At 70.9% G+C, this 22,615-nt stretch carries 13 protein-coding genes; 2 read left to right on the top strand and 11 right to left on the bottom strand.

From position 1 onward, the window contains the following. Positions 1-45 precede the first annotated feature (45 nt). Positions 46-1,581, top strand: coding sequence for a glycosyltransferase 87 family protein (locus tag Manayef4_RS00895; protein WP_254665391.1), 1,536 nt, complete (start codon positions 46-48; stop codon positions 1,579-1,581). On the opposite strand, the gene mptB is transcribed toward Manayef4_RS00895, so the two are convergent. Further along, positions 1,529-3,169, bottom strand: a complete 1,641-nt coding sequence (gene mptB, locus Manayef4_RS00890) for a polyprenol phosphomannose-dependent alpha 1,6 mannosyltransferase MptB (RefSeq protein ID WP_254665396.1) — start codon at positions 3,167-3,169, stop codon at positions 1,529-1,531. The two genes, Manayef4_RS00895 and mptB, sit on opposite strands and share 53 nt — an antisense overlap. Before the next feature lie 314 nt (positions 3,170-3,483). Between mptB and Manayef4_RS00885 the strand changes: the two genes are divergently transcribed. Next, positions 3,484-5,133 carry a hypothetical protein gene (locus Manayef4_RS00885; protein ID WP_139139946.1) on the top strand — a complete coding sequence of 550 codons (1,650 nt, stop codon included), beginning with the start codon at positions 3,484-3,486 and terminating at the stop codon, positions 5,131-5,133. 94 nt (positions 5,134-5,227) lie between these two features. Here the strand turns inward: Manayef4_RS00885 and Manayef4_RS00880 are convergent, their stop codons facing one another. The 10 genes from Manayef4_RS00880 to panD form a co-directional block, all read right to left on the bottom strand. Next, positions 5,228-6,586, bottom strand: a complete 1,359-nt coding sequence (locus Manayef4_RS00880) for a PP2C family serine/threonine-protein phosphatase (RefSeq protein ID WP_070130294.1) — start codon at positions 6,584-6,586, stop codon at positions 5,228-5,230. A 270-nt stretch (positions 6,587-6,856) separates the two neighbouring features. After that, positions 6,857-10,525 carry a hypothetical protein gene (locus Manayef4_RS00875; protein ID WP_139139945.1) on the bottom strand — a complete coding sequence of 1,223 codons (3,669 nt, stop codon included), beginning with the start codon at positions 10,523-10,525 and terminating at the stop codon, positions 6,857-6,859. Between the two features lie 914 nt (positions 10,526-11,439). Further along, entirely contained in the window at positions 11,440-13,200 is a 1,761-nt protein-coding gene (locus Manayef4_RS00870) for a metallophosphoesterase family protein (protein ID WP_070130292.1), read from the bottom strand. Positions 13,201-13,268: 68 nt separating this feature from the next. Then, positions 13,269-15,773 carry an ATP-dependent Clp protease ATP-binding subunit gene (locus tag Manayef4_RS00865; RefSeq protein ID WP_070130291.1) on the bottom strand — a complete coding sequence of 835 codons (2,505 nt, stop codon included), beginning with the start codon at positions 15,771-15,773 and terminating at the stop codon, positions 13,269-13,271. Positions 15,774-16,339: 566 nt separating this feature from the next. Continuing rightward, positions 16,340-17,287 carry a (2Fe-2S)-binding protein gene (locus Manayef4_RS00860; RefSeq protein ID WP_070130338.1) on the bottom strand — a complete coding sequence of 316 codons (948 nt, stop codon included), beginning with the start codon at positions 17,285-17,287 and terminating at the stop codon, positions 16,340-16,342. Between the two features lie 235 nt (positions 17,288-17,522). Then, entirely contained in the window at positions 17,523-18,440 is a 918-nt protein-coding gene (locus Manayef4_RS00855; RefSeq protein WP_070130290.1) for an SGNH/GDSL hydrolase family protein, read from the bottom strand. 202 nt (positions 18,441-18,642) lie between these two features. Next, entirely contained in the window at positions 18,643-19,395 is a 753-nt protein-coding gene (locus Manayef4_RS00850) for a type III pantothenate kinase (protein ID WP_070130289.1), read from the bottom strand. Continuing rightward, the gene (nadC, locus tag Manayef4_RS00845) at positions 19,395-20,390 is read right to left on the bottom strand and encodes a carboxylating nicotinate-nucleotide diphosphorylase (RefSeq protein WP_236707286.1); all 996 of its coding nucleotides are present in this window, start codon (positions 20,388-20,390) and stop codon (positions 19,395-19,397) included. Before nadC ends, Manayef4_RS00850 begins: the two co-directional genes overlap by 1 nt. 44 nt (positions 20,391-20,434) lie before the next feature. Continuing rightward, positions 20,435-22,135, bottom strand: coding sequence for an L-aspartate oxidase (locus tag Manayef4_RS00840; protein WP_070130288.1), 1,701 nt, complete (start codon positions 22,133-22,135; stop codon positions 20,435-20,437). Beyond that, positions 22,132-22,614: an aspartate 1-decarboxylase gene (gene panD / locus Manayef4_RS00835; RefSeq protein WP_070130287.1), complete on the bottom strand. Its 483-nt coding sequence runs from the start codon at positions 22,612-22,614 to the stop codon at positions 22,132-22,134. Before panD ends, Manayef4_RS00840 begins: the two co-directional genes overlap by 4 nt. Between the last annotated feature and the right edge of the window lies 1 nt (position 22,615).

Raw genomic sequence — 22,615 nt, 5'->3', positions numbered from 1 at the left:
TCCGTTGCGCGCCGCGGTGGTGACTCGATATGGCGCAAACAATAGGTGACGGGAGATGCCGTCCGTCAGGTGCGCGCAGGGCGCGCCATCGCCCACCAGGCACCTGCGGGTACGGTCGCGAGCGTGCGCGCGGACCCGTCGAGCCGCCTCCCGGTGCCGCGGCGCGCCGGGGGGCCGGCTTTGTCCGCACCCGGACGGCCGGCCGCGCTCGCTCGTCCCGGAGCCGGCACCCCCGACCGGTCAGCCCGGCGCCTCTGGGCATGGTGGCTGGTCAGCCGTGCCGTCCTCGTCACCCTGGTGGTGACCGACCAGGCGTTCGGCATGCAGCAGAGCGTGCTCGGCGATCTACACATCTATGCGGAGTGGGGCCGCGGGCTCAGTCGCGGCGAGGGGATGCCCACCGGTGACGACCGTTGGCAGTATCCGCCGGGCGCGGCAGTTGTGTTCGTGTTGCCCGACGTAACTCACGCCTATCTGGGATTGCCCTATCGAGCGGTGTTCGTCGGGATGATGGTGGCCGTCGACGCCGTCCTGACCGCCGCGCTGGTGCGTCGCTCGGTCCCGGCGGCGGGGTTCTGGGTGGCGGGTCTCACCGCGTTGGGACCGGTGGCGCTGGCCCGTTTCGATCTGCTGCCGGCCGCGGCGGCGGTCGCGGCCGTGCTCGCGCTCGCCGCGGGCCGGTTCGGCCGGGCGGGATTTCATCTCGCCGCGGGTGCGCTGCTCAAGATCTGGCCGGTCCTGCTGCTGATCGCCCTGTCCCGTCCGCCGCTCCGGTCCCCGGGTCGGTCGGCGTCCATCGATCCGCCCCCCGATCCGCCCCCCGGCCGGCCCACCGGTCGATTCCCGGCGCCCTCGCCGGACTGGTTGCGTCTTGCCGCCGGCGTCCTGTGCGCCGTCGGGGGGCTCGCGGCGCTGTTCGCGCTCACCGGGTGGTGGCGGGACGCGTTCGGGTTTCTCGGCGCGCAGCAGGCCCGCGGACTACAGGTGGAGGCGGTGGCCGCGACGCCGTTCGTCGTCGCCCACATGCTCGGCCATGGAACGGCACCCGGCTATTCCTACGGTTCGCTCCAGTTCGACACCCCGCTGGCCCGCGGCGTGGCCACCGCATGCTYGTTGACCGAGATCGTAGTGATCGCCATTTCGGCCCTGTGGTGGTGGGGGTGGGCGCGTCCGCCCGCGGCGGCGGACGGCGCGGGCCGGGCCGGTGTGCTCGTGGGGCGCACGCTCGCGCTGCTGCTTGTCGTGGTCGTGACCGCCCGCGTGCTCAGCCCGCAGTACCTCGTGTGGATCATGGCGCTCGTCGCGGTCTGGATCGCGATGGCCCGGCCCGCCGGCTCCGGCGGCCTGACCGTCCCGGCTGGTGGACCGGCTGCCCCCGTCCCGGCCGGTGGACCGTCGTGGCGGTGGGTGGCGCTGCTGCTGATCTGCGTTGTGCTCTCCCAGGTCGTCTATCCGTGGCGGTACAACGACGTCGTCCAGGGACGGATCATGATGAGCCTGGTCCTGGTGGTCCGCAACGTCGGACTGGTCACCGTCTGCGGGTGGGCGTGGCGTGCCGCCGCCGGATCGCGACCAGCGTGATGACCGTTCCCGCGGCCGCAAGGCCGGCGCAGCCGATGACGGCCAGGGACGTCTCGACGCGCCCGAGCAGCCGCCAGGTCGCGGCGAGCGGCGCGAGGGTCGTCAGGCACAGCCAGGCCGACGTGACGACCACCAGGGCGATGGTCCACCCCCCGACCCCCCCGACGATCCGCTCGACGGCCGCCCCGAGACGCCTCATGCGGCGTGGTTGCATCCCCGGCGTCCTGGGACGGGCCGTTCCAGGGTGGGGCGTCGGCGGGGTTGACCGGGCGAGGGCCACGACGACCGCGAGTGCCGGCAGGCACAGCGCGAGGTACCAGGGGTAGAGCACCGGGCTGCCGAGCGCCACCGCCAGCCCGCCGTAGCCGAGCACGATCAGGTCGTGCCGACGGCCGGTGTACCCGTCCCGGYCCCGCCAGGCGCGCAGGGCGAGCCAGGCCACCACMAGCGCCGCGCCGGCCAGGCACAGGGCCCGAGTCGCCCGCTGCGTTTCGGCGCCGGACGGATGGCGGCCGACCGGACCAAGCATGCCGTCGACCCCGTCGACCGCCGCGGCGAGAATCGAGGCCGGTGCGGCCCCCGTGGTCAGGGTGCCCGACGTGGACAACGCGTGGATCCAGGTCGGGCCGAAGCCGCCAGCCACCATGCTCAGCCCCGCGGCGAGCGCGACCGCGGCGGCATCGGCCGCGAGCAGCACGGCGCCGGCGCGGATCGGACGCCGCGCCGACCGGGCGGCCCGCAGATGCGCCAGCACCAGCCAGGCGACGCCGAGGAGGGCGGTCGCCTTGACGCTTCCGGCCACGCTGACCAGCGCCGTCGCCGCGGCGCCGAGCGCGGCCTGCCGASCCGTCGGCGTGCTCCTTCCCTCCGGGCCGGGCGCCGGTGCCGAGGCGAGCCGTCGGCGGTCCACCACCAGCGCCGCCACGAGCAGCGCCGCGGCCGTTGCGTCGAGGTGGGCTCCGCCGATCAGGTGCACGACGACGACCGGATTGGCCGCGACGAGCACCATGACCAGGGCCCGTCGRCCCGGCTCCGGTCCGGCGAGCCGTAGCGTCAGGACGACCATCGCGATCGTTGCGAGGATCGCGACTATCTTGAGCAGCGCGACCGTCCCGGCCGGCCCGCCGCCGAGGGCCGCGGCGCTCTTCTCCACGGCGACCGCGGCACCGCCATAGGGCGCATGGGTGTTCCACCACCGGGGGTCAACGGCCCGGACGAACGCCGAGCCCGAGCCCTCGGCGGTCAGCAGGGCGGAGACGCCGTGTGTCGCCGGATCCAGGCCGAGCCTCGCCAGCTCACCCTGAGCGGCGTAGGCGTAGATGTCMCGGCTGAACAGTGGTGGGCCCACCGCGAACGGGAGGCTCCAGACGATCCACGCCGCGAGGGCGGCCCGCGGGGAGGTGCGGCCGGCGATCGTCGCGCGCACAAGTCCGCCCCAGCACAGACACAGAGTGATGATGCCCAGGGCCGCCAGGCCGGCCAGGACGCCCCTTGCGGTATCCGACGAGGCCGCCGATGGGAGAATGCCCCACCAGGAGGAAGGGTCGGTCGTGTGCGGATCGCGCGAACCGAGCCGACCCTCGCTCATCATGGCCACGACCGCGGCGCCGCCACCGGCGAGGACCAGCAGGGTCACCCTGGTCGGGGCCAGGATGCCGGCCGGTCGGGGCCTGCCGCTGCCCGGTCCGGACGGGACGGGCGCGGCCTGACGCCGCCCGCGGGGCAAGCTGTCGGGTGATGACCGGTCGGAGACGGCGGATGGACTGTCGTCGGTGTGTGGGGGGGTCGCGGGTGACAACRCTCGCGACCCCGGGTTCCCCGCCTGACGCCATCTCGGGGGGGCGGACGGCGTCGACCGCCCCGGCGACGGGTGGGCCCGGGCACCCCGGGTCGGAGCCTCGCGTGGCCACACTGCCCCAGACCCCTTCCATCGCCCTCGAGCCGCCGCGGCACCGCGGACCGCTCGTGCGGGGTGTTCTCGCTGTCGTCGTGGCGGTTCGCCRCTGGCCCTGGATTCTGWCCGCCGCGCTCTGCCTGCTGTGCRTCGGTCTTGGCATCACCGGTCCGGACACCYCCGCCCAGGAGTACCGGGTCTGGCTGTTCCGGCACGGCGGAGTGGTGCTCTGGGATGATCAGTGGTACGGCGGTCACACCATCCCCGGCTACAGTGTGCTGTTCCCCCCGCTCGGTGCGCTTGTCGGGGTACAGCCGCTCGGCGCGATCTCCTGCGTCGCCTCGACGATGATCGTGACCCGGTTGCTCCGCGGTCCTGGCCGGCGGACCGGGCATGATCTGGTCCTCGTCTGGTTCGCGGTCTCGACGGTGGCGAACCTCGTCGTGGGCCGCATGCCGTTCGCGCTCGGGATGACCTTCGGTGCTCTGGCGCTGGTCGGCGCGCGGGAACGGCACACGAAGCTGACCTGGATCGGCGCGGTCCTGTCGTCGCTGGCGTCTCCGTTGGCCGGCGGCTTCGTGCTGCTCGTCGGCCTCGCGTTGCTGCCGACGATCGGATGGCGCCGGGYGCTCCCGTTCGCCGGCGCCGGATCCGGCATCATCGTCGCGCTCGCGTTTCCCGAGGACGGGTACCAGCCCTTTCCCGCGCTCACCTTCCTGTCGCTGCTGACCCTCATCGCGGTCGGCCTGCTCGTCGTGCCCGGGCACGCCCGGCTCATCCGGCCCATCCGGCACGGCCTGTTGCTCTGGGCGGCCGCGGCAGTGGTCTTCTTTTTCGTGCCCACCCAGATCGGCGGAAACATCACCCGACCGGCGACGCTGCTCGCCGGCCCTACCGCGGCGTTGTTGCTCGCCGAACGCCGCCGCGTCCTCGCGGTCGTGGCGATCCCGCTGATCGGCTGGCAGATCGGGCCGGTGCACGGGGCGCTGCTTGTCCACGGCGATCCGTCCGGGTCGAAGGCCTATTACACCGAGCTCCTCGACTACCTCGACCGCGGCGCACCGGTGTCGGCCGGGCGGGTGGAGATCCCCTTCACCCGGGCCCACTGGGAGGCGCGCTTCGTCGCCCCGTCCGTACCCATGGCCCGCGGCTGGCTGCGCCAGCTCGACAGCAAGTACAACGCGCTGTTMTACGACGGGACACTGAACRCCGAGACCTACCACGAGTGGYTGCTCGCCCGCGGCATCCGCTACGTCGCCCTCCCCGACGTCGAGCTGGATCCCTCCGCGGTCGCCGAGGCCAGGCTGCTGCGAGCCGGTCTGCCTTATCTCGATCTCGCCTGGCAGAACGCGCACTGGAAGGTGTGGCTCGTCACCGACTCCCCGGGCCTGGTGYAGGGACCGGCCTCGCTCACCGAACTGGGGGTGAGTTCGGTCGCGGTCGACTTCCACGCGCCCGGGGTCGCCACGGTGCTCGTGCACTACACCCCCTACTGGCAGCTGTCGGGGGGCACGGCGTGCGTCTTCCGGGCGGCCGGGGGCTGGACGGGCATTCTCACCGAGTCGTCCGGACCGGTGCGCCTGTCCGCCCGGCTGTCCGTCGACGGCCTGACCCGCGCCAGCGCCCTGGACTGCCCGGTCGGTCAGCGCGTCTCCTGACTTCTCGGGGCGGCTGTCGGCGGGTCTCAGCCCGTCTATCTAGGACGTCCGGACACCGGGCCGGACGACCGGGTGTCCGGGTGTCCGGACGAACTCACCGGGCGGCGGGTTCGGACACCAGATCCGCGACGACGATGGTGGTGTCGTCCCGGGCACCGGCCAGCAGGGCCGCTTCGACGAGCGCGTCCGCGGCCCGCTCGGGCGGCTCGGGCCCCAGCGCGCTCAGCAGGCCGTCGAGCTGTTCCGGGCTCATCACCTTGGTGATGCCGTCGCTGGCGAGAACGACCCGGTCACCGGCGCGGACCGGCTCGCTGAAGATGTCCGCCTCGATCTCGTCAGCGAGCCCGACGGCGTTGAGCAACGGACCGTTACGGATCGCGTGCGGCGTGGTCAGTGCCCGCGGCCGTCCCTTGCCGGGCTGCAACCACACCGAGCTGTCGCCCACGTGTGCGACGGTGAGGTACTCGCCGGTGCTCTGCTGACGCCCGAGGATGACGACGTCCAGCGTGCAGGCCATGCCGAGCCAGGCCGGCTCCTCTCGAGCCCGGGTCCGGACCACCCAGTTCGCCCGTTCCACGGCCTTGCGCAGGCCCTCGAGCGGATCCTCGGCGTACTGCGGGCGGAAACCCGCCACCGTGGTGACCGTCAGCGTGGACGCGATCTGGCCGGCAGCCTCGCCACCGACCCCGTCCGACACCGCCAGCAGCCCGTCGACGACGACGRACGCGTCCTCGTTGGGACCGCCGCGTTTGCCCCGGCGGGTGCGCCCCGCGGCGGCGAGTCGCAGCGCGGCGGCCGTCGTCTGCTCCGGCTCGATCGCCATGAGATCGCCCGTCTGCCCCCTCGGGGGAGCGGGCGGAGCCACGGGGATGGTCGTCGCCGTGGGGGAGCTCTCCCACGGCGTGTCCTCAACCGTTCGGGTTGACTCGGCGCCGCGCGGAGCCGGCGCGTGTTCCCCGGGTGGCGGGAGGGGATAGTCGCCGGTCGCCGGGTCGTAGTAGCGGGTGGCATCCGCCCGTTCGTCACCGAAGGCACCGGGCCCGAGGTGCGGCTGACCGGCGGGCGGTGGCGTCCAGCCGGTGGAGTCGGGATCGCGGTCGCCTTCACCGCCGCCGACGGAAACCTGCGAGGTCACATCCCCTCCCCATGCCGCGCCTGCGTCCGGGACGCCGCTCGCGCTGTCCGCTGACCTGTCCGCCGTGTTGCMCGTCGCACCGGTTGCCGAGGAGACCGGCGCCGGCTCGGCGAAGCCGGGCACGATCCCGTCGGGCGGGGTGGCGTCAGAGCTGTCACGGATCGGCACCGTACCGTATCGGTGGCGCTGATGGTCGAGGCCACGAGAGCGTCGCTGGTTCTCCCCGGGCCGGACGGGCCGGTTGTTGAGGATGACGAAGACCAGCCCACCCACCAGCAGCATCACAATGAGCATGATCGGTACCAGCGGGCTACCCATRGCCTCCGTCCTCGCCGTAGCAATTACGATCACGCTGTAGGACGTGTCGCCAGCCGTCTTCCTTCATACCTAAAGGCATCAACTCAGAAGAGACCGGGTATGTGTCGCGACACTGACACAAGTGCTGAGCATTGTTCCAGACTTGGGCGCGGCCGAGTAGGGCCGACGCCCGGGCGGCCCCGCCGAGAGGCGGGCGCCACGAAGGATGCCTCCGATGAACGGTGACGGCCCGTATCGGGGGGCGCGAGACGGTGATTGTTCGCCGCCGCATCAACGCGTCACGGTGATGAAGATCATCAGGGTCAGGCACAACGTCACGGCGGTCACGGCGGTCACGGCGGTCACGGCGACTCTGGTGGTCATGGCGGTCGTGGCGCGCCACGGGAGCAGGCGGCGGCGCCTGAGCGGTGCGGGTCGGCCGATCGCGGCGATCACCTGGCTCTCGACGAAGCCGGGCAGCTCGCTCGCGGCCCGCAGCCGCGGGTCGTCGGGGAGGTAGAGCGCCACCAGCCGGCGCACGACGCGTTCCAGGTCGGCGGGGAAGGGGTGATCTGCCTCCGATCCCCGCACTGTTCGGCGGAAGTACCTCTCCGCCGCTCTGGCCAACTCCGGACCCGTCAACGGCCCCTCCTCCGGATGGGCGGTTTCCTGGCCCGGGGCACCGTCCCGGCGGATAACCTCGTGCAGATCCCAGGCGTCGTCCCAGTTCGGAACGTGTCGGACCAACAGCCCGAAGATGCGGGCCGCGTTCGGCTGGCCAAGCTGGCAGGCTCGGAGGAAGGCGATCGCCGGATCGGGACCATCCGGCCAGGTCGGCGGAATGCGGGCGGTGAGCTCCGCACCCAGGACACGTAGATCGTTCTCGAGTGCTCCTGGTGCTCCTGGCGGACCGGGTTCGTGGGACGCGCCGGGCAGGTAGAGGCCGGCGATGCGCCGCACGGTCTGCATCAGCGGCCCGTCGCCTCGTCCCGACGCGGCCTCGACCGCGACCAACCGCTCGAAATACGGGCGCGCACCGGCTCCGAGTACCTCCGCCTCATGTGCCCGCGACGTGGGCCGGCCGGGTGGCCCGACCGGGGAGGCCCCCGCGTAGGCGATGTCATCGCGGATGTCCTCGGCGGTATGCCATCCCGGGGCGTAGAGAACGAGCAGCCGGAACGCATCAGCTCCCCGGGCATGGGTTTCGCGCAGCAGACGCACGACTTTCGCCGCGGCCGACTCCGGGGGCCACCGCGACCCGCCACCCGTCGGTGCGGCGCCTGTCACCACCTCGTCTGCCAGGGCTCTGGCGAATTCGAAACCCTCGGGCAGGCCGAACAGGTCGAAGAGGGCCCGCAGCGTCTGATGGATCAGATCGATGCGGCGCCCGGCCCAGACGGCGGGGTCTACCGCGGCCGCCGGGATCGCGAGCGCGGCGAGCCCCGCGACCAGCCGGGTCAACATCTCCACGACTTCGCGCTGCATCGTCGTCACCGCGCGGTGCACCGCGTCGATGTAGGCGGCGCGGTCGTGGTCGCTCTGGTAGGCGTCCGGGGCCAGCCGTCGAGTGATGGCCTGAGTGACGTCGCTCGCGGCGCGGGCCAGGACATCGGTACGGTGGCCGGGTGGGCGTTGAGAGACCGTTCCGAGAGGAGACCGGGCGGGCTCGCCGCGCTGCGGCAGGGTGCAGTGCAGCAGGTCACGTAGCGCGGCGAGCTCGCGGAGTTCGGTGGGTGACTCGAGCGGATCGACGAGAGGGTCGTACGCCGCGTCGCTGAGGGAGATACCCAGCGGGACGCCCAACGCGGCGAGCAGCCGGTCGATCGGGTGCAGACGATCGTCCCAGTACGACCACTCCTGCCGATACGCCTCCGCGACGTGTCGGATGWCGGCGTTCCCCGCGTCCCGTTCCAGCCGTTCCAGGTGCCGCCGTTCCCCTGGGCCCGGATCGGTTGGCTGCGCGGTGGCCGATTCCGGGGTGGCGGGCGGCGGCGTGGCAGGTCGGGGGACGCGGCGCACGGTGACGGGGAGTCGGGCGGGTCGRGAAGCAGCGGTAGGCGACGCCGACAGGTGGTCCGGTCGGGCGGCGCGCAGCGCCTCGACGGTCTCCGTGGCCAGCCGGATCGCGTTGTCGCGCGCGGAGGTCATCCGGTATCCCGAGAAGATCGACTCCAGGGCGACCGCGAGCAGCGGGACTGCCTGGCGCAGTGGCTCGTCCCGGCGTGGTGGCTCGTCGTGGACCTGTGCGGGCGAAGGAACCCGCAACGCGGCGAGTTCGTCCGCGAGGGCGGAGATTGTTCCTTCGACCTGGCGCTGCTCCTCGGAGACCGCGTTGGCGACCGCGTTGGAGATTTTGTCGATCATCCGGCCGGCCGGCTCCTCCTCCCGCAGCCGGCCCAGAATGACGCCGACGATCTCCTCGCGCAACCGTTCCCGGGGCCCGGGGCCCGCTGCCCGGGCCGCTGGCACGAGCCCGCCGCCCGGGCCGGCGACGGGGCCGGCCAGCAGCCCCGCGACCCGGCGCAACTGACCGCGCAGCCGCTCCACGCTCGCCAGGTCCGCCGGCAGACCTACCGGTTCGATGAGGGCGGTGAAAAGACGGCGCACGGGGTCCGCGGCCGTGCCCTGTTCGGCGGAGCTCGACCAGTTCGAAGCCCGCAGGCGTTCGTACCGTTCGCGGAGGTGTTCGCGGACGGCGAGCGCTCCGGCGCCTGTCGTCGCTGCCGGTGCCGGATCGCCCGGCGCGGCCGGGGCCGTCGAGTGTCCCAGGCCGACGGCATCGGTCGTGGTCGAGAGGGGTGCCGGATCCGGGGGACCCGACGTACCCGAACCACTCGCGGTACCCGGGACGCCCGTACGCGGAGCACCCGCGGTATCCGCGAGGGTGGMCAGGTCGCCGCCGGGCGGCGGCGCGGTGGTCCTCTCGACCCCGTTCTCCATCACCCGCCGGCACCAGGCTTCCGGCCGGCTCGGGTCGAACATCTCGTCACCGACCAGGGCCAGCAGGTCGCCGATTCCCCGCATCCCACCGCGGCCGTGGAGGTCCACGAGCAGCCGGGCGGCGGCGGTCATGATCGGTGGAGCGTCCGGCCCGACCCGCGGATCCACGTGGATCGCGGCAGGCTCCCCGTTGCCGGCACACTCTGGTTCGAACGGGACAAACAGGAACCGCGGGCCTGGCTCGTCGGTGTGCCGCGCGCCCGAGGGGGTGGCGCCTGAAGGGACGGTGGTCGCATGCGTGGAGAAGGTCAGCCGGTAGGGCAGAACGCCTTCGAGGATCTCCACCAGGGCCCACATCAGCATGAGCGCCTCATCCGAACCGGTGTGGGCCACCACGAAGGGACGCTCGGCCCGCGACCATGCCAATACCGTCGCGATGAGCGTGACGAGCCGATCGCGCCGCACCCCCGCGCGCGCCGACTGGCGCAGGGTCCGCTCGCCCGTCCGCCGGCGTGCGGTGAGGTCGCGCAGGTGCAGGGGAGCCAGCCGCGGGATGGTGCGGGAGTTCCCCACCACGACCCCACCCGCCGCGTACAACGCGAGCCCCACCCGTTCGGTCAGATAGTCCGCCCGGCCGATCAGGATGTGGGCACGCAGCCGAGCCCGGCTGTCGCCGCCGCGTTCCGGGATCCGGATCCGGTGCACGAGCGCCGCCTCCGGGATGCGGTGCGGATCCCTCGCCGTAAGATGATCCGGCGCCTCGGGATGATCCGGAGATCGGATGAGGTAGGCGAGCGCCGACGGTGGGTGGGGGACCCGGCTCTCGTCGAGCTCGACCTCGCCGGCGAGAAGCCCGCTCCAGGACCTGGTCACCGTGGAGCCCAGGGAGCTCGCCGCCGGGAGGTGACCCTCGCCACCCGTCCTGCTTCGGCGCGGCCAGGCATAGATCATCTGGTCGAGCCGCGTTGCCTCCGCCGCCCGGCCGGACCGCGCCATCGACGTCCCCAGGTGATCGATCACGGTAGACACCCGTTCCGCCGGACCCGGCGGCGTCGCTGAACGTGCCAGCCGCGACAAGCGCCGAGGACGACGGATCCGGCGGCGACGCCTTCCCRGGCGTCTTCAAATCCGCTCGCACCCGCCGGTGATACTTTCTTCCGGGGACCGTAATACCGGGCCGCGTAATGCTGGTCCCGTCCGAAAATCCTGGTCATAGCGGGTGGGCCTGAGGGCAGGAGCCCCCTGGCCGCTCGCTGCTTCTCAGCCAATGGTCGCCCCCCAGACGGCGGTCCCTCAGCCGGGCATTGATCGTGCTATCCCGGTGAATTGTGGCGTGCTGGCGGAAAAATATTCCTGGCGCCTGGTGGATGTCCAGAGGAGTCCTGAAAAATCGGCCTTGCGATCGCTGCCGGCCCGTCGGTTGCGATCCTTCCGTGGGGTGTGCCGTCGCTCCCGCCCGAGGAAGGATCGGCAACCGGGCCCAGGGTCGTACCCCCGACGAAGTTCTGTAGTGCCCGCTGCCGCGCCGCCGGTATACGCGTGCGCCGGTGAACTTCCGCGGTCGTCCTTTCGTCGCRTGGTGGGTCGCCGTTGTATCCATGATGTTGACATGATGTTATTCGGCTCGTTCGTCGTCCCGGATGTGCCCGCCACCGCGCGGGCGCGGTTTGTTCGCGGAATTGGCGGGATCCATCGAGCTGATCGGTGCAGCGGCGGTGGTTCCGGCGCCAATAATCCGACGGATCTCACAGCGAGTGACGCTATCCCGGGGGCGGATCTGACGTTGAATACCGTCACACGATGCGAGCGGTGAACGGTCTTCGGTCGAGATCGAGGTTGTCATGGTCGTGGCACGATTCCTGAGCTCCCGCCGGAAGGGCGATCAGAACCGKCCCGCTTCGCACCGTCCGACGGCTTCTCGGTCGGGTGGCCGGTCAGGTGGTGGGCACGGCCGCGTCGGCGCGTGGCYGGACGAGGGTGAACCGGTCGAACGGGACCGGCGTCGGTGCACTGGAGTCGTACACGGTCACCCGGATGCTCGTCGAGCCGCCCGGTTCACCTGGATCCACCTCGAAAGCCGCGAAGGCGTATGGATGCTCCGGTGCCCGGAAGGCGAGCCAGGGCGCGTCCTCTCTCGCCCGGACCGATTGGCGATGCCACCGGCCGGGATCCTGTTCGTGCACGCCGACGATGACCCAGCAGGCGGGTGGATCGAACAGTGCGTGCGCGGACGGCGACGAGGATCCTCCGGTGCCCACGAGCAGGTGGACGGTGCCCGCCGAGGTGTCGAGCAGGTCACCGGCCCCGTCACCGGCCGCGGCGCCCGCTCCGTCAGCGGTCTTCCGGGCGGGCGTCGTCGCGCCGGGGGCCGGGCGGGGAGTCCGGGTCGCGCTGTCCGGCACGACCCCGCGCAGCGGATGAGTGCGCTCGTAGTGGTGCTCGTGGCCGCAGAGCACCAGATCCACCTCGTAGGTGTCGAACAACGGCTGCCATTCTTCCCGGATACCGAGGTCGGCGCCGTTGTGCTCCACCGCGGTCGACACCGCGGCGTGGTGCATGCCGACGACGATCCAGTCGATACCGGGATCGGCGCGGGCCTGTTTGAGGGTCTGTCTCAACCAGGAGGTCTGCCGGCCGGCGCTGTACCCATGGAGGTAGACCCGCCCGCTGTCCTGATAGCAGACGTCGGCGGCGCTGAGCATGACGAACCGCACGCCGCCGACGGTGAACGCGTACCAGAGCCCGGCGAGGTAGGCCTCCTCGTCGTGCTGGGGAAGGGCGAAGTAGGTCTGGTAGGCGGCGAGCCCCAGAGCTCCGTTGCCCCGCTCGGTCTCATGGTTGCCGTTGCAGGGCATCCACGGCCGGAACCGGGCGGAGGCGCTGATCATCGCGAACCAGTCGAACCAGGCGCGAACCGGATCCGTGCGCTGGTTTGCGTACGACAGGTCACCGTTCGCGAGGTTGAACAGTGGCGCGAGGCGTTCCACTCCGGTTATCACGTGGCGTGACGCAGCCGAGCCGTACGGATCGTGCGGCTCGTCGGTGCCCTGGTCGCCGAAGCAGGTGAAGCTGAAGGCGGCCCGATGCCGCGGAGCCGTGCGGAACGACCCGTGGGCCAAGCCCCAGCGCCCGTCATGACCCACGTCATAGCGGTAGTCGGCAGCCGGCAGGAGCCCGGACAGGTGCGCATGGTGGGCGAAGACCACCTCGTTCGTCAGGGCGTCCGTGTAGGAACGGGTGAGCGCGGTCACCGAGCCGGTAGATCCGCCAGCCGCCGGACCGAACCGTACCTGGGGCCGAGGGACGGCCGTTCGGGTCAGCCACGAGACGACCATGGACGTGGCGGGATCGGAGCCGAAGGTCAGGTGAACGCCGAGCGCGACGTCGGGACTACCAGTCACCAGCGGAGCTCTCCCGTTCGCCGAACCAGCAGTCCGAATCGTCCTCGGGGCGATGAAGTTGTGCCTGTGCTCGTGCCTGCGCCGGCAACCGGACCCGATCTCGCCGGATGCCCCGGCCGGCAAGGTGGTTACCCGGTGGCTGACATTTTCCCATATTCTGTTACCGGTCGCCGATCGAGCGGTGCGACCGAGCGATGTGTGAGAGAACGAACGTGTTCCAGCTCTGGAGCGACCAGCCCGGCTACGCGGCCGAGACTGCGATGGCCGGAGCAGCCGCGGGGCTACTCCGGCCATCGCGTCCGGCCCTCGCCGGGTCACCGGACTGGCCGCCTCCCGGGAGGCGGCACGGAATTCCCGACCGCCTACTCGCTGGACTTGGCCAGATCGACCGGCGGGGCATCGGGCACCTGGTTCGGCTTCGCCTCGCCGCGGAAGACGAACTTCGCCTCGTCACCGTCGCCTTCGACATCCCCGACGACGATCTCGCCCGRCTTGAGCGTGCCGTAGAGGATCTTCTCGGACAGGACGTCCTCGATCTCCCGCTGGATCGTCCGGCGCAGTGGCCGGGCACCCAGCACCGGGTCGTACCCCTTCTTCGCCAGAAGCGCCTTGGCGGCCGACGTCAACTCGAGAGCCATGTCCTTGTTCTTGAGCTGGGCGTCCACCCGRGCCAGCATGAGATCGACGATCTGGATGATTTCGGCCTCGGACAGCTGGTGGAAGACGATGATGTCGTCGATCCGGTTGAGGAACTCGGGCCGGAAGTGCTGCTTGAGCTCGTCCTGGACCTTCGCCTTCATCCGCTCGTAGTCGACGGCGCCTTGGCCGGTGGCGAAGCCGATGCCGGGGCCCTTGGAGATGTCCCRGGTGCCCAGGTTCGACGTCATGATCAGGACGGTGTTCTTGAAGTCGACCAGCCGGCCCTGGGAGTCGGTCAGGCGACCATCCTCCAGGATCTGCAGCAGCGTGTTGAAGACGTCGGGGTGGGCCTTCTCGACCTCGTCGAACAGGACCACCGAGAACGGCTTGCGCCGGACCCGTTCGGTGAGCTGGCCGCCCTCCTCGTAGCCGACGTAGCCGGGCGGGGAACCCACCAGCCGCGAGACGGTGTGCTTCTCCATGTACTCGGACATGTCGAGCTGGATGAGCGCGTCCTCGTCGCCGAAGAGGAACTCGGCGAGCGTCTTGGACAGCTCGGTCTTACCGACACCGGACGGGCCGGCGAAGATGAACGAGCCGCCGGGGCGCTTCGGGTCCTTCAGCCCGGCGCGGGTGCGCCGGATCGCCTGGGAGACGGCCTTGATGGCCTGCTRCTGGCCGATGACGCGCTTGTGSAGCTCGTCCTCCATGCGCAGGAGGCGCGCGGTCTCCTCCTCGGTGAGCTTGAAGACCGGGATGCCCGTCCAGATCGCGAGCACCTCGGCGATCTCCTCGTCGCCCACCTCGGCGACGACGTCCATGTCGCCGGCCTTCCACTCCTTCTCCCGCTTGGCCTTCTCGGAGAGGAGGGTCTTCTCCTTGTCCCGCAGGGACGCAGCCTTCTCGAAGTCCTGCGCGTCGATCGCGGACTCCTTGTCCCGGCGGACGGCGGCGATGCGCTCGTCGAACTCGCGCAGGTCCGGCGGGGCGGTCATCCGACGGATGCGCATCCGCGAACCCGCCTCGTCGATCAGGTCGATCGCCTTGTCCGGCAGGAACCRGTCGGAGATGTAACGGTCGGCCAGGGAGGCCGCCGCCACCAGGGCGGCATCGGTGATCGAGACGCGGTGATGCGCCTCGTACCGGTCCCGCAGCCCCTTGAGGATCTCGATCGTGTGCGCCACCGACGGCTCCGCGACCTGGATCGGCTGGAACCGCCGCTCAAGAGCGGCGTCCTTCTCCAGGTGCTTGCGGTACTCGTCGAGCGTGGTCGCGCCGATGGTCTGCAACTCACCCCGGGCGAGCATGGGCTTGAGGATCGACGCCGCGTCGATGGCACCCTCGGCCGCGCCCGCGCCGACCAACGTGTGCAGCTCGTCGATGAACAGGATGATGTCGCCGCGGGTCCGGATCTCCTTGAGGACCTTCTTCAGCCGCTCCTCGAAGTCACCGCGGTAGCGGGAACCGGCGACCAGAGCGCCGAGGTCGAGGGTGTAGAGCTGCTTGTCCTTCAGGGTCTCGGGCACCTCGCCCTTGATGATCGCCTGCGCCAGCCCCTCGACCACGGCGGTCTTGCCGACGCCGGGCTCGCCGATGAGGACGGGGTTGTTCTTGGTGCGGCGCGACAGCACCTGCATGACGCGCTCGATCTCCTTCTCGCGCCCGATGACCGGGTCGAGCTTGGACTCGCGCGCCGCCGCGGTGAGGTTGCGGCCGAACTGGTCGAGCACCAGGGAGGTGGACGGGGTCCCCTCGGCGGGCGCGCCGGACGTGGCGGTCTCGCCCTTGCCCTGGTAACCGGACAGCAGCTGGATGACCTGCTGCCGCACCCGGTTGAGGTCCRCACCCAGCTTGACGAGCACCTGAGCGGCGACACCCTCGCCCTCGCGGATCAGGCCCAACAGGATGTGCTCGGTGCCGATGTAGTTGTGACCGAGCTGCAGCGCCTCCCGAAGCGACAGCTCCAGGACCTTCTTCGCGCGCGGCGTGAACGGGATGTGCCCGCTCGGTGCCTGCTGCCCCTGGCCGATGATCTCTTCGACCTGTGACCGCACACCCTCAAGGGAGATGCCGAGGGACTCGAGAGCCTTGGCGGCGACGCCCTCGCCCTCGTGGATCAGGCCGAGCAGGATGTGCTCGGTCCCGATGTAGTTGTGGTTGAGCATCCTGGCCTCTTCTTGGGCCAGGACGACGACCCGACGTGCCCGGTCGGTGAATCTCTCGAACATGTGCGCTCCTTCGAGCTGYGACCGACCACACGACAGCCGGTATCCGCATGCTAGCTCCGCCGAGGCATGTCCTCACGCATCGAACAGAAACCTACCCGCCGGCACCGCCCACATCGTCGTGGGCGGCGGACCGGCGCAAGTGCCGGCCGTCCAGCGGAGACGTCTAATGCAACCGTGGCCGACCAGCCATGACTCCGTCACGTCGTTCCGCCAAGAGCAGAACGACGCCACCCGCTTCGCGACGCCACCCGCTTCGCGACGCCACCCGCTTCGCGACGCCACCCGCTTCGCGACGCCACCCGCTTCGCGACGTCTCCGGTCGGACGTACGGTGCGGCGGGACGCGCCAGGCGGTGCGTCCCACCTCGGTGAGCCTCCTCACCGATGCTACCGACGGTAGTGGATGAGGAGGTGCATCTTGTTGTGATTCAACTCACATGTATATCGTTTTGCGTTGTCAATGTTACTCATTGTCGTCGCCCTGGGGAGTTTCGGCGACGGATCTTGCTTGCATCTCGCGAGTAACTACTTTACGTGCGCATACTCGGGCTGTACTTCGGGTGGCTCTCAGACCGCAAGGCCTCCATTGCCCTGCGTGTCGATCCAGGCGCGCAGCCGTTCCTCGCGATCCTGGTCACCAGTAAAGGGACACGAGGTGCAGTAGTCGTCACCAAGCCGGTAGGCCAGGCAGCACGACYCACGGCGTATGCCGGTGTACCGTCGGCCGTGGTGGACGAACTCGTGCCAACGGGGCCGGGCCCGGATGGTGGGCGTGGCCCGGGAGAAGAAGGCGTCGGCCTCCACTCGGCCGAGGTGGGGATCGCCGGTCGCGCGCTCGGTCAGCAGGAAGGCGCGGGCGCACTGCGCGGCCACCGCACCCCACAGCGCCGGAAGGCCGAGCCGGACCCGTCCCCGCAGCTCCTCGACGAACGGTTGGAGATGCGCGAGCACCTCCTCGACCAGGCGACCGCGCAACGCGGCGACGTCCCCGACCACGCCGATCCGGGCATTCATCCCGTCTCCGGCGGTGGCGCCCCCCGCGATCGGGTCATCCGCCAGGACGGTCATGGCCGGTCGGTGGAACGCGGTCTGGTCGAACCAGCCGCCGTCGAGGACGCGCAGGGACATCGTCGCCGGGGTCAGGGCCGGCACCCGGTGCAGGAGGACGAAACAGGCGATGGCCGGGGCGGCGACGTTCGCCGAGTACCAGTTCGCCAGGTAGCTCGCGGCGACCTCCGGGCTGGCGCCGTGCGTGTCGCCCACCCGGGCCAAGGCCTCGGCCACGCCTGCTGGCCCGGTCAGGAAGGCACAGTCGGCCCAGCCCGGGCCGTCCGGCATCCCGAACTGCACACCGCGTGGCTCCAGCACCTCGGCGAGGTCCCGCAGGCTCGCCTCGAACGGCGGTTCGGCGCACTGAACGGTACCCCCGGAGAATTCCGGCGCCGTCCCCTCGGGGGCCACCTCCCTGGAAGGCGCCGCCGGGGACGCCGCCGAGCCGGTGCGGCGTTCGTTCACCGACTGCTTCACTGCCGGGACCGGGAGGTGTGTCGCGGCTGGGCCGGGCGTAGCTGTGCCAGGGTGCGGGATCTCCCGCGGAGTGGCGTGAGCGTGAGCATGAGCATAACTTTAAGTAAGCCTAACTTCATGTCTGGCGTCAACTGGAGTCGCCATCAGTGCTATGCCCACGAGTCATYGGGTCGGCATCATGAGTGGTTCGACATCGCGCGGTTGCCGGGATGGTCGGCCCGCGTCACCAGCTGTCCATGGCGAGATGGCGCTGGACGGCCTCGGCGATGGCCTGCTGCCCGTGCATGGTGGGGTGCGCGCTCAGATCACGTGTCGGTCCGAACAGATTGACCGGAGCCACCCACGGGTCCGGTGTGCAGATTTCGTGACCGCGTAGCACCCGATCCGTCGAGACGAACTCCACTCCCGCATCCGACGCGGCTTTTCTGATGACCYGGTCGAGCTGTCTGTTCAGCCTCGTCAGCTGTCGACGTTCCCTGTTGGTCAGCCAGGTACAGATGTTGTTGAGTTGGTTGTCCGGAAATATGTAGGGATAGCCGACCACGATGATCCGCGAATGCGGGGCGGCGGCCTTCACCGCCGTGTAGTTGGCGCTCAGGACACCCGGGAGTTCCTTGGTGACAAGATCGCGCTCGCGGCGGTCGTTGCCATCCCAGAAGCATCTCCACGCATAACAACTGAAGATGACTCTGCCGAATCCGGCATCGTTGCCGCCGATGGTGATGGTGACGACGTCCGGGGCCCGGCCCAGTGCACGTAGCTGGGCCAGCTGGGGTTTCTCGCCCTTGAATGACTCGTGTAGGGCGCCGGTGGTGGCTCCGGAACACGCGGCGAACAGCGAGACGGTGACCCCCGATCCCATACCGCCCAGTAGTCGTGGCCAGGCCTGGCTGCTCCGCCGGCACCGGGGGGCCAGCGAGTCGAAGGGGGGATTGCCCTCTCCCGAGGAGTAGGAGTCGCCCAGCACGGCCAGGGTACGGGGCTGCGGACCGGCCGAAGCCGGATCATTCCAACCGTATGTAATCGGAACCGCGGCGAACAAGAATGCTGCCATCGCGGTGACAAGAAAGGGATGAGTGAAGTATCCGCTGCCGGGATGTGACGATACGCCGGGTTGTGTTCCCGAGATTCGGTCCCGCATGGCACGGAATCGTAACCGAGTCGCGGGAGGGCGGTCCGTCGAACCCGGTGGCTGTCGCTCGGCAGAGTCGGTTGCCTAATCCGCTGGACCGGCCGAAGCCCCGGAGATGCACGATCGTCGTAATTAGCCTGGTCGCCGTAAGGCAGYCCGAACGAGCCCGAACGAGCCCGGTCGGGATCGGTCGGGATCGGTCGGGACCGGATCAGATATTCTTCTCGAAGACGAGACGCAGGCCGATGAGTGTCAGATGGGGCTCGTGACGGTCAAGGGTCTCACTTTCCTTGATGACCACGGACGCGAGACCCCCGGTGGCGATCGCCACCGCATCCGTGTCCAGCTCGGCCCGGATGCGGCGTACCAGGCCGTCCACCTGGCCGGCGACGCCGTAGATCATGCCAGACTGGAGTGCCTCGACCGTGCTCTTGCCGATGACGGAACGTGGMGCGACCAGTTCCACCTTACGGAGCTGGGCCGCCCGGGACGCGAGTGCGTCCAGCGCGATCTCGATGCCCGGTGCGAAGATTCCGCCGATGAACTCGCCGCGTGCCGAGACGATGTCCAGGTTCGTCGAGGTGCCGAAGTCGACGACGATCGCCGGCCCGCCGTAGAGGTGGTGCGCGGCGAGTGTGTTCATGATGCGGTCCGCGCCGGCTTCCTTCGGATTGTCGATGAGGATGGGAACCCCGGTCCGCGTCCCCGGTTCGACGATGACGACCGGGATGTCGTGGAAGGCCCGGACCACCATCCGGCGCAGCGCTCGAAGCGCGGCGGGAACGGTTGAGCAGATCGAGACACCGGTGACCTGGTACTCRCCGAGCAGGCCGCGGTAGAGAAGCACCAGTTCGTCCGCGGTCGCCTGCGGGTCGGTGCGCACCCGCCAGGAGTCGGCGAGGTGTTCACCCTMGAACACGCCGACGACGGTGTTGGTGTTACCGACGTCGATGGCGAGCAGCATCAGGATTCCTCCACGATCAGATCCTCGATCGGTGGGCCCGCGGTGGCCGATCCCGGGCGATGATCGGGGTCCAGGGCGAGATCGAGGCCGAGGTCGAGAGCGGGCGCCGAATGGGTCAGGGCGCCGACGGCGAGATAGTCGACGCCGACGGCTGCCACCGCCGCCGCCGTTCGCAGGGTCAGGCCGCCGCTCGCCTCGAGCCGCACCCCGGCCGGACGGGCGAGCTGGACCGCGGCTCGCAGGTCCGCCAGCGACATATTGTCGCAGAGGATGAGATCACATCCGGCATCGACGGCCTCCGCGACCTGGTCGACGGTGTCGCATTCGACCTCGACGGGCAGCCCGGGGAACCGTGCCCGCACCGCGGCGAACGCCGCCGCCACGCCGCCCGCCGCGACCACGTGGTTGTCCTTGATCAGGGCTGCGTCCGTCAACGACATGCGGTGGTTCACCCCGCCCCCGCAGCGCACCGCGTACTTCTCCAGCGCGCGCAGGCCGGGTAGCGTCTTGCGGGTGTCGCGGATCATCGCGCCGGTGCCGGCGACCGCGTCGACCCAGGCCCGCGTCAGGGTGGCGATCCCGGACAGGTGGCACAGCAGGTTCAGCGCGGTACGTTCGGCGGTGAGCAGGCCGCGGACCGGCCCGTTGACGTAGGCCACCGTGGTACCCGGCGGGACAGGGTCGCCGTCGCGAGCGGTCAGGGTGACGGTCGCGGCCGGCCCGAGCAGGCTCTCGAAGACGGCGGCGGCGACCGGCAGGCCGGCGACGACGCCCGCGGCCCGCGAGACGATGGCGCCGTGCCCGACGAGAGCGGGGTCGACCGTCGCCTCGGAGGTCGCGTCGACCGCGCCGATCTGGCCGGTCACCTCGTTCTCCTCCCAGACCGGGAGGTCCTCCACGAGCGCGCGGCCGACCAGGGCCACCACCCCGTCCGGGTCGAGGCCGGCCGAGGCGAGGGCACTGCGGGTGGCGGGCGAGAGCCGTCCGCCGGGCACACCGGCGGAACCGGGCCCGCAGACGGAGCCGGGCGCGGAACCGCTCACCGCGAGCCGCGCATGGGCTCGACGTCCACGATCAGTTCCCCTTCTGGATTGAGCCGGGTGAGGATCCGGCCGAGCCAGTGTTCGTCGTCCCGCTCACCGAAGTCCTCTCGCCAATGGGACCCGCGGGTCTCCGTCCGGCTGGCGGCGGCGGCGGCGAGGGCCGTCGCAACCGTGCGCAGGTTGGTCATCTCCCAGGCCGGCGGCCCGGCCGTGACCGTCGCCCCGCTGACCCGCAGGTCCCCGAGACCGGCCAGTACCTTCGCCGTCGCCCGCAGGCTGTCCGCGCTGCGCAGCACCCCGGCACCGTCGGTCATCGCGCGCGCGAGCTCCGCGCGTTCGGCGGGGTCGGTCAGACCACTGCCGCGACCGACCACCGGCGCGGCGGGGATGGCGACGCGGTGCCGGCCGCCGGGCGCTGTGCCGGCCAGGTGCTCCGCGATGCGTGCGGCGAAGACCAGCCCCTCCAGCAGGCTGTTCGACGCGAGCCGGTTGGCGCCGTGCACCCCGGTGCAGGCCACCTCCCCGCAGGCGTACAGGCCGGCCACGCTCGTGCGGCCCCACAGATCCGTGCGCACCCCGCCGCTGGCGTAGTGGGCGGCCGGCGCGACGGGGATCGGCCTGGCGACCGGATCGATGCCGGCGGACCGGCAGYGCGCGGTGATCGAGGGAAACCGCCGCTCGATGGTCGCCGCGCCCAGCCCCCGGGCGTCCAGGAACAGGTGATCGACCCCCTGGGCCGCCATGACCCGCGACATCTGCTTGGCGACGACGTCGCGCGGCGCGAGGTCGGCCAGCCGATGGACGCCCGCCATCACCCGTTCGCCGGCCGCGTCGACGAGAACGGCACCCTCCCCCCGCATGGCCTCGCTGACCAGTGGCTGCTGGCCCCCGAGCAGTTCGGCGACGGCGCCCGGCCTGGACGGGGGTAGCCACAGGGCGGTCGGGTGGAACTGGACGAACTCCAGGTCCGCGACGACGGCGCCCGCGCGCAGAGCCAGCGCCACCCCGTCCCCGGTGGAGACGCCGGGATTGGTCGTCGACGCGAAGATCTGCCCCATCCCGCCGGTCGCCAGGACCACCGCGCCCGCCGTCACCGCGCCGACGCCGTCCCGGCTGCCCTCCCCCAGCACGTGCAGGGTGGCGCCGGCGGCCCGGCCGTCGGAGTCGAGCAGCAGGTCGAGGACCAGGGCGTGTTCGATGACCTCGATGCTCTCATCGGCCCGGACGGCGGTGATCAGGGCGCGTTCCACCTCCAGGYCGGTGGCGTCCCCACCCGCATGGATGATGCGGTTGCGCAGATGGCCGCCCTCCCGAGTGAGGGCGAACGAGYCGTCGGTGGTCCGATCGAACCGGGCGCCGAGCTCGGCGAGCTCACGCACCCGCGCCGGTCCGTCGCGGACCAGCACTCGGGCTGCGTCCTCGTCGCACAGCCCGACGCCGGCGACCAGGGTGTCGGCAAGATGATCATCGGGCGAGTCCTCCGCGGCGAGCGCGGCGGCGATCCCACCCTGCGCCCACCGGGTCGACCCGGCGTCGAGGTGCGCCTTGGTCACCAGCAGCACCCGGGCGGCGGGCAGCGCCCGGCGCAGGTGCAGGACCGTCGTGAGCCCGGCGATGCCCGAACCGATGACGACGACGTCCGCGGCGCGCATCCATCCCGGGCGGGGCGCGCCGAGCCGGCAAGGTAGCACGGTCACTGCGTAGCCATGGCCGATCGGACCGCCGCCGCGGCTGTGGGTACCGGGATGTCGACCGGGATGTCGACCGGGATGTCGCCACGCAGGCTCGACGGGTCGCCGGGGAGCGGTTCGGCCGGGTCGTCGCCGTGCCCGATGATCCGGTTTGCCGCGTCGACGAACAGCACCTTCGGGACGTGCCGGCGCGCCTCGGCGTCGTCCATGAGCCCGTACGCAATGATGATCACTAGGTCGCCCGGCTGGACCAGGCGCGCCGCGGCACCGTTAATACCGATGATCCCGCTTCCCGCCGGTCCCGCGATGGCGTACGTCTCCAGCCGGGCGCCGTTGTTGATGTCGACGATCGTGACCTGCTCGCCAGGCAGCAGGTCGGCGGCGGCCAGCAGGTCCGCGTCGAYCGTCACGGAGCCCACGTAGTGCAGATCGGCCTGGGTGACCGTGGCACGGTGGATCTTGGCGGTGAGCATGGTGCGCAACACG

This window comes from Frankia sp. CgMI4 (genome assembly GCF_001756285.1).
In the GTDB taxonomy this organism is placed as follows: domain Bacteria; phylum Actinomycetota; class Actinomycetes; order Frankiales; family Frankiaceae; genus Frankia; species Frankia casuarinae.
The sequence above is the reverse complement of the archived record's forward strand: the minus strand, read 5'-3'. Positions and strand labels throughout refer to the sequence as shown.